The sequence below is a fragment of the Streptomyces sp. NPDC003248 genome (assembly GCF_055563235.1).
Genome location: NZ_JBVHDT010000013.1, coordinates 192,291 through 204,699, shown reverse-complemented (window position 1 = coordinate 204,699; position 12,409 = coordinate 192,291). Strand labels below are relative to the sequence as shown.

The window sequence follows — 12,409 nt, the reverse complement described above, 5'->3', positions numbered from 1 at the left end:
CGCCGTAGCGGCCCGTGTCGCCACGGCAGGTCGCCGTGGCGGCTCAGGTCGCCGGTGGCCGGGGTGTCGTGCCGTCCGGCGGTCGTCTCGCGGCTCGGGCCGAGGCGCGTCGCCCCGCCGCCGTACGGGTGCGGGGCCGGACAGCTGTCACTGTCGCGTCGTTAACGCATCGTTTCCGCGTCGCCGCGTTCCCGCCCGCGCGGATCACCCGGCGTTCGCGTGCACGCCGTCGTGCTCCAGGCGGCGGCCGAGCCGGTGCAGTCCGCGCCGGGCGTGGCTCTTGACCGTGCCCAGGGGCCAGCCGGTGAGTTCGGCTATCTGGGTCTGCGTCAGGTCGTCGTAGAAGGCGAGGGTGAGGACACGGCGCTGCGGGGCGGGCAGCTTGGCGAGTTCGTGTCCGAGCAGGACGCGGTCGAGGACGGCGTCGGGCGTGTGCCGGTCCCCGGTGGTGACGGACATCCGCGCGCCGGCCGCCGCGACGAGTTCGGCGCGGCGCGTCCGGGCCGACAGCGCGTCGGCGACCTTGCGGCGGGTGATGCCGACGAGCCAGGCGGACAGGGTGCCTCGCTCCGGCAGGAACCCGGCGCGTCCCCGCCAGGCGGCCAGGAACACGGTCTGCGTCACGTCCTCCGCCTCCCGGGCGTCCCCGAGCGAGCGTCGCGCCAGGGTGAGGACCAGGGACCCGTACCGGTGGTAGGCGGCGGCCAGGCAGGCCTCGTCGCCGGCGGCGAAGCCCGCGGCGAGTCCGTCGTCGGCGAGGGTCTCCTCGGTCGGGGACCGCTGCGGAACGGTGTCGAGGGTGGGCCCGGCGGCCTGCTGTGCGGTCATGGTGTCTGCTCCTCGTGCGGGCGGTGTCCGGCCCGTCCCCGAGGCGCGGCCCCTCGCCGGGGCCGTCCCCCTCGCCGGATCCGGGGTGCCGGTCGCACGGAGCGACCGCGGCCCCTCCACCATGCGAAGCGGCCAATCGATGCATCAACTTGCATCGACTCTGCATCGTTTTCGCGTGCGCCGGCCGGTCCGGTACGTCGCGTCGCCCCGCTCCCGCCGTCCCCGGCCGCCCGCCGGCGAGCGGGAACGAAGCACGGCTGTCCCCCGGTCGGCGCATCCATGCCCGTCCCCGACGCGGAATGCGTTCAGTGTGGGCCGACGCCGATCACGACGAGAGGAACCGGGATGCGCCCGAGCAAGGCGAAGGAACACCCCCTGACCGGACCGCCGCCCGGCGCTCCGCTCGTGGCCCCGCGACACCGCGCGGGCCACCTCCCGTCCCTGATGGCCACCTCCCGCGCGGGCGACCCCCGGTCCCTGACGGGCAACCCCTTGTCCCTGACGGGCACCCCCTCGTCCCGCGCGGGTGAGCGCGGCCCCTCCCCCGACAGCCGACCGGAAGGCGCCATGCCCGCCCTCTTCCCCCTGGACGTGAACGACCTGCCCGCCGTCGACGGCGACGTGCCCGGAGCCGTGGGACGCGTCCTCGACCACCTCCTGGCCGAACGCTCCGAGCACGCCGCCGCCCTGGACCCGGTGTTCGCCCGGGACCTGGCCGACCGCGTCGTCCGCTGCACCCTGGAGGGCGGCAAGCGCACTCGGCCGCGCTTCGTGTGGTGGGCGCTGCGCGCCTGCGGCGGCGGGGCCGGCGCCGCGGAGGCCGCGCTGCGCGTCGGCGCCGCCCTGGAACTGATCCAGACGTGCGCACTGGTCCACGACGACGTGATGGACGGCTCGCGGCTACGGCGCGGACGGCTCGCCCTGCACGCCGACGTCGCCGCGCAGTACGCCGGCACCGTCCCGCCGGAACACGGCCCGCGGTTCGGCGAGGCCGCGGCCGTACTCGCCGGGGACCTGGCGCTGGCGTGGGCCGACGACGTCGTCGCGGCCACCGAGCTGGCGCCGGTCACGGCCCGTGCGGTGCGCGAGCTGTGGAGCGCCATGCGCACCGAGATGGTGGCCGGCCAGTACCTGGACGTCCAGGGGCAGGCCACGGGCGCCCGCTCCGCGGCCCGCGCGATCCGCGCCGCCTGTCTCAAGAGCGCCCTGTACTCGGTGGAGCGTCCACTGGCCCTCGGAGCCGCCCTGGCGGGCGCCGATCCCGCGCGGGCCGGGGCCCTGTGCGCGGCGGGCCGGTGCGTCGGCATCGCCTTCCAGCTCCGCGACGACCTCCGTGACGTCTTCGGCGACCCGCGGCACACCGGCAAGCCCTCCGGCGGCGACATCCGGACCGGCAAGCCCACCTACCTGACCGCCGTGGCGCGGGCCCGGGCCGAGGCGGCCGGAGACCGGCGCGCGCTCGCGCTGCTGCGGCACTCCCTCGGCCGTGCCGACCTGTCCGACAGCCGGCTCGCCGAGGTGCGCGACGTCCTCGTCACGACCGGCGCGCGCGACGCCGTGGAGGCGAGGATCGACCGGCTGGTCGCCCGGGGCATGCGTCACCTGGACTCGGCGGCACTGGAGCCGGAGGGCCGCGCGCGCCTGCGGGAGCTGCTCCACGCCACGGCCGGCGCCGCCCCGGAAACGGCCGGCGCCCGTCCGGCGACCGCCGGGGCCACCCCGGAAACGGCCGGCGCCCCTCCGGCGACCGCCGGCGCCACCCCGGCGGCGTCGGGCCCCGGGGACACTCCCCCGGCTGCATCCGGCCCCCAGGACACTCCCCCGGCGACATCCAGCCTCCAAGACACTCCCTCAGCGGCATCCGGCCCCCAGGACACTCCCTCAGCAGCGTCCAGCCACCAAGACGCTTCCCCGCCCTCCCCCGCCCCACGGCCCGCCGCCACCGCGGCTCCCTCCCCGCCGGCCTCCCGACCCTCCGCCTCCCACCCCTCCGCCGCCCCGCCGTCCCCCGACTCCACCCGCCCCCCGTCGTCGCCGCCCGGCGCCGCCCGGCCCACGTCCTCCCCCGTGCGGCCCGAGGACGACGCGTCCTACGCCCTGCTCCTGCGCATCGGCGCCGAGGGAGCCGCGCGATGACGCGGACCGTCCCCGGGCGGACGGACCACGTCGTGGTGGTGGGCGCCGGGCTCTCCGGCCTGGCCGCGGCGCTGCACCTGCTCGGCGCCGGTCGACGGGTCACCGTCGTGGAGCGCGACGCGCTGCCCGGCGGCCGCGCCGGGCGCCTGGTGCGCGGCGGCTACCGCATCGACACCGGTCCGACCGTGCTCACCATGCCGGACCTCGCCGACGAGGCGTTCGCCGCGGTCGGCGACAGCCTGCGCGACCGCGTCGACCTCGTCCCCCTGCACCCGGCCTACCGGGCCCTCTTCGCCGACGGCAGCAGCGTCGACGTGCACACCGACGCGGACGCGATGGAGGCGGAGGTCGAGCGGTTCGCGGGCGGCGCGGAGGCCGCCGGCTACCGGCGGCTGCGGCACTGGCTGGAGCGGCTGTACCGGGCCCAGATGCGGCGCTTCATCGACACCAACTTCGACTCGCCCCTGAACCTGCTCACCCCCGACCTGGCCCGGCTGGCCGCGCTCGGCGGGTTCGGCCGGCTGGACGCGCACATCGGCCGATACCTGCGCGACGAACGCCTGCGCCGCGTCTTCTCCTTCCAGTCGCTGTACGCGGGTGTCCCGCCCGCCCGCGCCCTCGCCGCGTACGCCGTCATCGCCTACATGGACACCGTCGCCGGCGTGTACTTCCCGCGCGGCGGCATGCACGCGCTGCCGCGGGCGATGGCGGACGCCGCCGCGGACGCGGGCGCCGACCTGCGCTTCGGACGGGACGTCACCCGGCTGGAGCGCTCCGGTGACGGCGACCGGATCACCGCCGTCGTCACCTCCCACGAGCGCATCCCGTGCGACGCGGTCGTCCTCACCCCGGACCTGCCGGTCGCCTACCGCCTCCTCGGCCGGACGCCGCGCCGCCCCCTGCGTCTCCGGCACGCGCCGTCGGCCGTCGTCCTGCACGCGGGGACGGACCGGACCTGGCCCCGCCTCGCGCACCACACGCTGTCGTTCGGCGCACGGTGGCACGGCACCTTCGACGAGCTCACCCGCACCGGCCGCCTGATGAGCGATCCGTCGCTGCTCGTCACCCGCCCCACCGCCACCGACCCGACGCTCGCGCCGCCCGGCCGCCACCTGCACTACGTCCTCGCCCCCTGTCCGAACACCGACATCGGGCCGGACGCGGCCGCCTGGGGCGAGCTGGCGCCGCGGTACCGCGACAGCCTCCTGCGGGAACTGGAGCGGCGCGGGCTCGACGGCCTCGCCGCGTCCGTCGAGGACCAGACCCTCGTCACACCCGCCGACTGGCAGGCCCAGGGGCACGCGGCGGGCACGCCCTTCTCGGCGGCCCACACCTTCGCCCAGACCGGCCCGTTCCGCCCGCGCAACCTGGTCCGCGGCACCGAGAACGCCGTGCTCGCCGGGTGCGGCACCACCCCGGGCGTCGGCGTGCCGACCGTCCTGCTCTCCGGCAAGCTCGCCGCGGCCCGCATCACCGGGCACCCCTCCCCCGCCCCCGGCCGCCGCCCCGGCGTGCGGGCCACACCGGAAGGAACGCACTCATGACCGGCCGTGAACTCGACGCGGCGGGCATCACGGATCCGGCGCTGCGCGACGCCTACACGCGCTGCCGCGCGCTGAACGCCCGGCACGGCAGGACGTACTTCCTCGCCACCCGGCTGCTGCCCGTCGAACGGCGGCCCGCCGTCCACGCCCTCTACGGATTCGCCCGCTGGGCGGACGACATCGTCGACTCCCTGGACGACGGCGTGCCGCGCCACCGCCGCGCGGAGGACCTCCGACGCCTCCAGGCGGGCCTGGAGCGGGGGCTGCGCGACGGCGGCAGCTCCGAACCGGTGGTCCTGGCGCTCGCCGACACGGCCCGCCGGTACGCCATCGACCACCGGCACTTCACCGACTTCATGGCCGCCATGCGCAGCGACCTGGAGGTCACCGACTACCCGACCTACGACGACCTGCGCGCGTACATGCACGGCTCCGCCGCGGTGATCGGGTTGCAGATGCTGCCGGTCCTCGGGACCGTCGTCCCGCGCGAGGAGGCCGCCCCCCACGCGGCCGCCCTGGGCGTCGCCTTCCAGTTGACCAACTTCCTGCGGGACGTGGGCGAGGACCTCGACCGCGGCCGTGTCTACCTGCCCGCCGACCTGCTGCGCGCGCACGGCGTGGACCGCGGGCTGCTGGCCTGGAGCCGCGCCACCGGCCGGCCCGACCGGCGGATCACCGAGGCGCTCAGGGCCTTCGAGGCACTGACCCGTGGCGTCTACCGCGAGGCGGCGCCCGGGCTGGCCCAGCTCGACCCGGTGTCCCGCCCGTGCATCCGCACGGCCTTCGTGCTCTACGGGGGCATCCTGGACGCGGTCGCCGACGGCGGGTACGCGGTGCTGCACCGCCGTGCCGTGGTGCCCCGCCGGCGGCGGGCCGCGGTGGCCGTCGACGGGCTGCTGCGCCTGGCCGCCGCCCGCGCGGCGGCGCGCACCGGGGCACGCCGGACGCCGCCGCCCGAACCGGGGCGGCCGCCCACCGGTGTGACCGGGCCGCCCCGGACGTCTTCGTCCGGTTTCCCGCGCTCGTCCGAACGGCTGCCCGAGGAGGCCGCGTGAGCCCCGACCGTCCCGTCCGGCGCGGCCGGTTCCCCCTGTCGCTGCGCAGGAACCCGGTGGCCTGGGAGCGGCAGCGCCCGACCTGGCGCGAGGCGCGCCCGGCCGTGATCGCCCGGGCCCTCAAGCGCGCCCAGGCACGTCCCTCGGGCAACTGGTACGTCGTCGGCGCCACCCGGGACGTACGCGACGACCGGCCCCTCGGCCGCACGGTCGCCGGCCGGGAGGTCGTCGTCTGGCGCGACGCGGCACGCCGACTGGTCGCCGGGCCCGGCGTCTGCCCCCACCTCGGCGCCCCGCTCCGGGACAGCCCGGTGCGCTGCGGGACCCTGGTCTGCCACTGGCACGGCCTCGCCCTGCGCGGCGGCCCGTTCGCGGGCTGGGAACCGCTGCCGGTGCACGACGACGGCGTGCTGGTGTGGGTACGGCTGGACGACGTGGGCGGCGAGCCGCCCCTGGACGAGCCGGTCGTACCGGTCAGGCCCGCCCTGTCGGACGCGCTGTCGGCCGTCTACGTGGGCGTCGGCACCTGCGAACCGGAGGACGTCGTCGCCAACCGGCTGGATCCCTGGCACGGCGCCTGGTTCCACCCGTACTCCTTCGTCGACCTGACCGTCGTCGACGCTCCCGGGACCTCCCCGGCCGGCGCGGGCGGGCAGGAGGCCGGGGGCGGAGCGGCGGACGGGGACGGCTTCGCCGTCGACGTCTCCTTCAAGCTGGCCGGACGGCTCGTCGTACCGGTCCGGGCGGTCTTCACCGCGCCCGAGCCGCGCACGGTCGTCATGCACATCACGGAGGGCGAGGGGCAGGGGTCGGTGGTCGAGACGCACGCCACCCCGCTGGGCCCGGACGCCCTGGGGCGGCCGCGGACGGCGGTCGTCGAGGCGGTCGTGGCCGCCTCGGACCGTCCCGGCTTCGCCGCGGCCCGCACGATGGCCCCGCTGCTGCGGCCCCTCGTACGGGCCGCCGCCGGACGCCTGTGGCGGGACGACCTGGCCTACGCCGAACGCCGCTGGCACCTGCGCTCCACGGGCCGGTTCCCCGGCTGAGCCACACGCACCGCACGCCACCCGCCCCACGGGCCCGGTCCGCCGTCCACGCCATGGACCCGGTCCGCCGTCCACGCCATGCGTCCGGCCCGTCGTCCACGCCATGGGCGGAACGCCGTCGTACGCGGGCGGCGGCGTGCCGGGCCGGTCGACGGTCGGAGGGGGCGGTCAGGTGCGTACGTGCGGCGCGCCGGACGCTCCGCCGTCCGCACGCGGCGGTCCACCGTCCGTCCCCCAGGGGCGGTCCACCGTCCGTCCTCCAGTCGGTGCGCCGTCCGTCCTCCAGGCGGTGCGCCGTCCGCATGCCGGCGCCCGTCGACCGCACGACGGACCGAGCGCCGTAGGCACCACGGGCCGAGCGCCCCTCCGCACCATGAGCCGAGCGCCGTACGCACCCGCCGGCCGGGACAGGACGGACCTGACCGATGCGGGTTGAGGGCGACCCGACGCGGGTCCGGGCCGGTCCCGACGCGGGTCCGGGCCGTCCCGGCTCAGGGGTCGCTGCCGGTCCGGCGTCGGAACAGCACGTCCCGGCGCTCGCCGGCCGTCATCGCACCCCACACGCCGTCCCGTTCCGCGTTGCGCAGCGCCCAGGAGGCGCAGGGCACGCGGACGGGGCAGCGTCGGCAGACCGCGCGCGCCTGCTCGATCTGCCGGCGGGCCGGACCCTCCTCACCGACCGGGAAGAAGAGCTCCGGGTCCTCGGAGCGGCAGGCCGCGGCCTCACGCCAGTTCACGTGCCACCTCCCGTCCCGCCCGGAGCCCCGGGGCGTCGCCCGGGAGCGGCGCGCGACGGCCGTCACAGCGAGAAGACTTCATCACAACCTCCGCCGTAGGTCGGGGGCCGCACCATCGGGGCAGCCCGTTACCGCGGTGCCCGAAGCACCGCCGACCCGGCAGAGGTAACGAGCAATATATGCGCTTATCCACCGTTTGGGCCATGGTTGTCCGACAGAACGGACGCTGATCAAGGTGCCGCATCCGTTCGGGGGCGTCCGGGAGAACACCGTAAGAGCCACTCGGGCCGCCCGAAGCCCGTTCGGTGTGCGAGATGAGGCGAGGACCTGTGGTGAGCCGCAGCTTCCCGGCGACCGGCCCCCTCGGGGGAAGCGGCGCCGCCCCGAATGCCGTCCGGCCCGGAGGTGCCCGGTGAAGGTGAGCCCCCGCGCGCCGGCGGGAGCGCCGGAGGCGGGGGTGACGACGGGTTTCCTGGCCCGCAGGGTGGGTGTCTCCCCCACGACGCTGCGCTCCTGGGACCGCCGTTACGGGCTGGGACCCGCCGTACGGGTCGACGGCAGGCACCGCCGCTGGTCACCGGAGGACGTGGCCATGGTGCAGGAGATGTGCCGGCTGACGGCCTCGGGCGTACCTCCCGCCGAGGCCGCGCGCGCCGCGAAGGAACGTGCCCGCGGCCGTGGCACGGCGGCGCCCCCGACCGTGGACGCGCAGGCGGCCCGGGGTCCCGGTCCGTGTCCGGCACCGCCGCCGGCGCCGGACACGGACCACGGGCCGGATCCGGACCGGGACGCGCGCTCCCCCGGCGGTCTGCCGCTGGGAAACGTGCGCCAGGAGTGCCGGGGCCTGGCCCGAGCGGCCGTCCGGCTCGACGCGTCGGCGGTCCAGGAGCAGCTGATGGCGGTGGTCCGCACCCACGGGCTGATCACGGCCTGGGAGGAGGTGATGGTGCCCACGCTCCGCGCGGTCGGCCGGAAGTGGGAGTCGTCGGGCGACCGGTACGTGGAGGTGGAGCACCTGCTGTCCTGGCACATCTCCGCCACCCTGCGCCACCTGTACGTGTCATGCGCGCGGCAGGACCACCGCCCCGGCAGCTCACCGGTGCTGCTGGCCTGTCTCCCGGGCGAACAGCACACACTGCCCTTGGAGGCGCTCGGCGCCGCGTTGGCGGAGCTGGGCGTGCCCGCGCTCATGCTCGGCGGCGCTGTTCCGGCCGAGGCGGTGCTCGCGACGGTGCGGCGGGTCGGTCCCGCGGCGGTGGCGCTGTGGTCGCAGTCGCGGTCCACGGCGAGCCTGCCGCTCGCCCAGCACGTCGCCGCCAGCCGGTGGGGGGTGCGCGGCGCCCGGACGCAGAGCCTGGTGCTGTTGTGCGGCCCCGGCTGGAGCCGGCGCTCCGGGGGACCCGGGCTGCTGCGCCCGCCCGGCCTGCGGGAGGCGGTGCGGGCGCTCGCCTCGCGGGACGCCCCGGGGACGCCCCCGCTCGAGCCCCCCGTACTGCCGGCCGTCCGGGACGACTCGGCGCTGCGGCCCGCGCCCGTGTGACACGGCACGACGACCTCACACGGGCGTGGCATAGCACGACGGCCCGCACGCGCGTGAGACGGCACTACGGCCCGCACACGCGCGACACGGCACTACGGTCCGCGCACCTGTGTGACGGTGCGCGGGCCGTAGTGCCGTGTCACAGACGCGGGCCGTCGAACCACGGCCCGTTGTCCCGGCGGGGCGGGTCACTCGGTGCTGAGCATGCCCTCACGCAGTCGGGCCAGCGTGCGCGACAGCAGCCGCGAGACGTGCATCTGCGACACCCCGAGACGCTCGCCGATCTGAGCCTGCGTCATCTCCTCCACGAACCGCCAGTGCAGGATGCGGCGGGAGCGCTCGTCGAGTTCGGCGATCATCGGGGCGAGGGCGTGGAAGTCCTCCACGAGCTCCAGCGCGCCGTCCTCGTCGCCGATGAAGTCGGCCAGGGCGGTCTCGCCGTCCTCGCTGCCGCCGATGGCGGCGTCCAGGGACGACGACCGGTAGCCGTTGGACGCCAGGCGCGCCTCGATGACCTCCTCCTCCGGGAGGTTCATGAGCTGCGCCAGCTCGCTCACCGTCGGCGTCCGGCCCAGCCGGCTGCTCAGCTCCTCCGTCGCCCGCGCCAGCTGCACCCGGGCCTCCTGAAGGCGGCGCGGAACGTGCACGGCCCAGGTGGTGTCCCGGAAGAACCGCTTGATCTCGCCCACGATGTAGGGGATCGAGAAGGAGGTGAACTCCACCTCGCGCGACAGCTCGAACCGGTCGATCGCCTTGATCAGACCGATCACGCCGACCTGGACGATGTCCTCCATCTCCTCCGGGTCACGGCTGCGGAACCGCGAGGCCGCGTAGCGCACCAGGGAGATGTTCATCTCGATCAGCGTGTTGCGCGCGTACTGGAATTCCTCCGTTCCCTCTTCCAGAACCGCCAACTGCTCGAAGAACAGGCGGGTCAGCTGCCGCGCGTCCTTCGGAGCCACCTTCGACGGATCCGCGACCTCCGGCAGTCCGGCGGTGTGCGTTGCGGTCCGCAGCGCCGTCTCCGTCATCATGTTCCCTCCCAGGTGGACCTATAGCTGCACACCGCCCGCCTGCCCGCACTTTCGGCGCTCACACCCATGAATTTCGTTCGATGGGCGTTCGGATGGCGAAAGGCGGCGCGATCGGGCTCCTGACGGACGGTGGTTGAGGCGCCCGGACCCGCCGGAGGCACCCGGCCGGGGCGGACCGGGTGCCTCCGGGCGGTCGGCCGGGTGCGGGCCGACCGCGCGTGCCGTGAGCCGTCGATGACGGCGGGTCAGGCGGTGGTGCAGGCGGTGCCGTTGAGGGTGAACGCGGTCGGAGCGGTGTTGGTGGTGCCCTTGGCGCCGATGAATCCGACGGTGACCGAGCCGCCGGCGGGGATGGCCGTGGTGTACGAGGCCGGGGTGACGCTGACCGTGCCGCCGCTCTGGGTGGCGGTGCCGCCCCACATGTTGGTGACCGTCTGGCCGTCCGCGAAGGCGAAGACCAGCGTCCAGCCGTTGACGGCGGCGGTACCGGTGTTGCGGAGCGCGATCTCGCCCTGGAAGCCGCCCGGCCACTCGCCGACGACGCGGTAGCCGACGGAGCAGGACGCGCCCGGGGTTCCGCCGCCCTCCGCGGTGGTGACGTCGACCGTGGCCGAGCGCGCCGAACGGTTGCCGGCCGCGTCCCGGGCGTAGACGGCGAAGGTGTACGCGGTGTCGGCGGTGAGGTCACTCACGGTGGCGGTGTTCGTCGTGGAGACGGCGACCCTGGTCTCGGTGCCGCCGCCGACGCGGACGACGTCGTAGCCGGCCACGCCGACGTCGTCGGTGGACGCGGTCCAGGTCAGGGTGGCGGAGGTGGAGGTCACGGCCGAGGCCGCCGGGGTACCGGGTGCCGTCGGCGCCTGGGTGTCGCCGGAGGTGCCGCTGTAGACGGTGGCCTCCTCGGCGGTCTGGGCGATGCCGTCGGTCCCGTTGAAGATGCGCTGGCCCCAGGAGCTGAGCTGCGTCGGGTCGAAGCCGGTCGCCAGGTCGAGGATCGGATCGGTGTTGCCGCTCCAGGACCAGGCCAGGTAGCCGAGGTCGAGTTGCTCGGCGGTGGCCATCATGGTGTCCTCGTCCGGGTCGCCCCACTGGTCGGCGGGGCCCCCGAACTCACCGATCAGGATGGGCAGTCCGGCGGTGACGAAGGCGTTGAGGTAGTCCGTGATCTCCGCCGCCGTGTCGAAGACGCTGTACATGTGGATCGAGAAGATCAGGTTGCCGGTGGTGTCGGCGTCGTAGACGCTCTGGGCGTTGGCGCGCATGACGCCCTGCCAGTCCTGACCCCAGTTGGGGGCGTCCACCATGATCGTGTGTTCGAACCCGGCGGCGCGCAGCTTCTGGATCGCGGCGATGGTCGGCGCGGTCCAGCCCGCGGGGTCGGTGTTGCCCCAGGGCTCGTTGCCGATGTTGATGATGACGTGGTTCTCCTCGCCGGCGAGCACGTCCTTCAGGCCGATCCAGTAGTCGGCGGCGTGGTCGAGGGTGCCGGCCGCGGCGTCCTCGCCGTAGCCGGTGGTGTCGTGCACCTCCAGGACGCAGATCAGACGGTTGGCCTTGCACTGGGTGACAACGTTCGCCACGTCGGCCGCGCTGTTCTCGCTCCAGCGGTAGCCGTCGGAGAGGACCACGCGGACGGAGTTGGCGCCGAGCGCCTTGATGTCGGCCAGCGACTGGAGTTCGCCCGGATACCAGGTGTGGGCGTGGTTGACGCCCCGCATGACGAAATCGTTGCCGTTGGCCTCCAGCAGACGGCCGTCGTCGATGTGGAGGCCGACGGCCTGGGCGGAGGGGGTCTCGGCCGCCCGGACGGAGGACGGCGCCGCCGCCTGGGCGGCGGCCGGGGCCAGGAGACCGACGGCCATGCCCAGGCCGAGCAGGGCGGCCAGGGTGGGCAGGAACCTCTTTCGTGTCGTGCTGCGTGCTCTTCTCACTGCGGCTCCAGGGAGTGAGCGCCAGGAAGGGAATCCGGCATCGGAAGGGAGTGGGAGCGCTCCCATGAAGCCACTATGCCAAGTACACGTCAAGTCATTGCGCACAGACCGACACCGGCGCGCAGACCGTCAGCCGCACCAGGTGCAGACCATCGGCCGCGCTGGGCGCAGAGCGTCGGCCGCACCGGCACAGACCGTCGGCCGCACCGGGCGTGGGCCACCGACCACCCGGCGACACGGTCGGCGGCTGCTCGCGACCGCCCCACGGCCCCGGCCGCGCCGGCGCCTTGCCGGAGGGAGCGGTCGGGCCGTGGGGCGGTGTGGGCCGTGGGCCTGACGGGGCCGCGGAGGGTCCGGTCCGTGGGCCGGACGGAGCCAGGGGCGGTCCGAGCCGTGGGCGGGCCGGGCCGGGCCCGGAAGCGGTCGCCACCGCGGCGGTCGGGGCGCGGGCGCGGCAGGGACCGGAGGCCGGTGGCCGTCGACCCGCGGCTCGAAGGGGAGCCGCGGGTCGACGGGCGAGCCGCGGGTCACCCCGGGGGGCCGCAGGTCAGTGGGGAG

Annotated in this window: 9 protein-coding genes; 5 read left to right on the top strand and 4 right to left on the bottom strand. The window is 75.7% G+C overall.

Annotated elements, in window-relative coordinates; translation table 11 throughout:
- Positions 1–204 precede the first annotated feature (204 nt).
- Positions 205–828 (bottom strand): sigma-70 family RNA polymerase sigma factor, encoded by a 624-nt coding sequence (locus tag ACZ3KJ_RS27260; RefSeq protein WP_467530804.1) that lies wholly within the window; start codon positions 826–828, stop codon positions 205–207.
- A gap of 345 nt (positions 829–1,173) precedes the next feature.
- Between ACZ3KJ_RS27260 and ACZ3KJ_RS27255 the strand changes: the two genes are divergently transcribed.
- From ACZ3KJ_RS27255 to ACZ3KJ_RS27240, 4 genes are read left to right on the top strand one after another with little or no spacing between them, the layout of a single operon-like run.
- Entirely contained in the window at positions 1,174–2,964 is a 1,791-nt protein-coding gene (locus ACZ3KJ_RS27255) for a polyprenyl synthetase family protein (RefSeq protein ID WP_467530802.1), read from the top strand.
- Positions 2,961–4,508 carry a phytoene desaturase family protein gene (gene crtI / locus ACZ3KJ_RS27250; protein ID WP_467530801.1) on the top strand — a complete coding sequence of 516 codons (1,548 nt, stop codon included), beginning with the start codon at positions 2,961–2,963 and terminating at the stop codon, positions 4,506–4,508. The genes ACZ3KJ_RS27255 and crtI overlap by 4 nt, the downstream gene beginning before the upstream one ends.
- Positions 4,505–5,563, top strand: coding sequence for a phytoene/squalene synthase family protein (locus tag ACZ3KJ_RS27245; RefSeq protein WP_467530799.1), 1,059 nt, complete (start codon positions 4,505–4,507; stop codon positions 5,561–5,563). Before crtI ends, ACZ3KJ_RS27245 begins: the two co-directional genes overlap by 4 nt.
- Positions 5,560–6,609, top strand: coding sequence for a DUF5914 domain-containing protein (locus ACZ3KJ_RS27240; protein ID WP_467530797.1), 1,050 nt, complete (start codon positions 5,560–5,562; stop codon positions 6,607–6,609). The genes ACZ3KJ_RS27245 and ACZ3KJ_RS27240 overlap by 4 nt, the downstream gene beginning before the upstream one ends.
- A 491-nt stretch (positions 6,610–7,100) precedes the next feature.
- Here ACZ3KJ_RS27240 and ACZ3KJ_RS27235 read toward each other — a convergent pair whose 3' ends face one another.
- Positions 7,101–7,346 (bottom strand): WhiB family transcriptional regulator, encoded by a 246-nt coding sequence (locus ACZ3KJ_RS27235; RefSeq protein WP_389523065.1) that lies wholly within the window; start codon positions 7,344–7,346, stop codon positions 7,101–7,103.
- Between the two features lie 418 nt (positions 7,347–7,764).
- On the opposite strand from ACZ3KJ_RS27235, the gene ACZ3KJ_RS27230 reads away from it, so the two are divergent.
- Entirely contained in the window at positions 7,765–8,886 is a 1,122-nt protein-coding gene (locus ACZ3KJ_RS27230) for a MerR family transcriptional regulator (protein ID WP_467530795.1), read from the top strand.
- 188 nt (positions 8,887–9,074) lie between these two features.
- Here the strand turns inward: ACZ3KJ_RS27230 and ACZ3KJ_RS27225 are convergent, their stop codons facing one another.
- Both ACZ3KJ_RS27225 and ACZ3KJ_RS27220 read right to left on the bottom strand, forming a co-directional pair.
- Positions 9,075–9,920, bottom strand: coding sequence for an RNA polymerase sigma factor SigF (locus ACZ3KJ_RS27225; protein WP_467530794.1), 846 nt, complete (start codon positions 9,918–9,920; stop codon positions 9,075–9,077).
- A gap of 245 nt (positions 9,921–10,165) precedes the next feature.
- Positions 10,166–11,851, bottom strand: coding sequence for a cellulase family glycosylhydrolase (locus ACZ3KJ_RS27220; protein ID WP_467530792.1), 1,686 nt, complete (start codon positions 11,849–11,851; stop codon positions 10,166–10,168).
- Positions 11,852–12,409 lie beyond the last annotated feature (558 nt).

Coding starts and splice junctions, on each gene's coding strand:
- ACZ3KJ_RS27245 (WP_467530799.1), top strand. CDS start 4,505: ATGACCGGCCGTGAACTCGACGCGGCGGGCATCACGGATCCGGCGCTG.
- ACZ3KJ_RS27260 (WP_467530804.1), bottom strand. CDS start 828: ATGACCGCACAGCAGGCCGCCGGGCCCACCCTCGACACCGTTCCGCAG.
- ACZ3KJ_RS27255 (WP_467530802.1), top strand. CDS start 1,174: ATGCGCCCGAGCAAGGCGAAGGAACACCCCCTGACCGGACCGCCGCCC.
- crtI (WP_467530801.1), top strand. CDS start 2,961: ATGACGCGGACCGTCCCCGGGCGGACGGACCACGTCGTGGTGGTGGGC.
- ACZ3KJ_RS27225 (WP_467530794.1), bottom strand. CDS start 9,920: ATGATGACGGAGACGGCGCTGCGGACCGCAACGCACACCGCCGGACTG.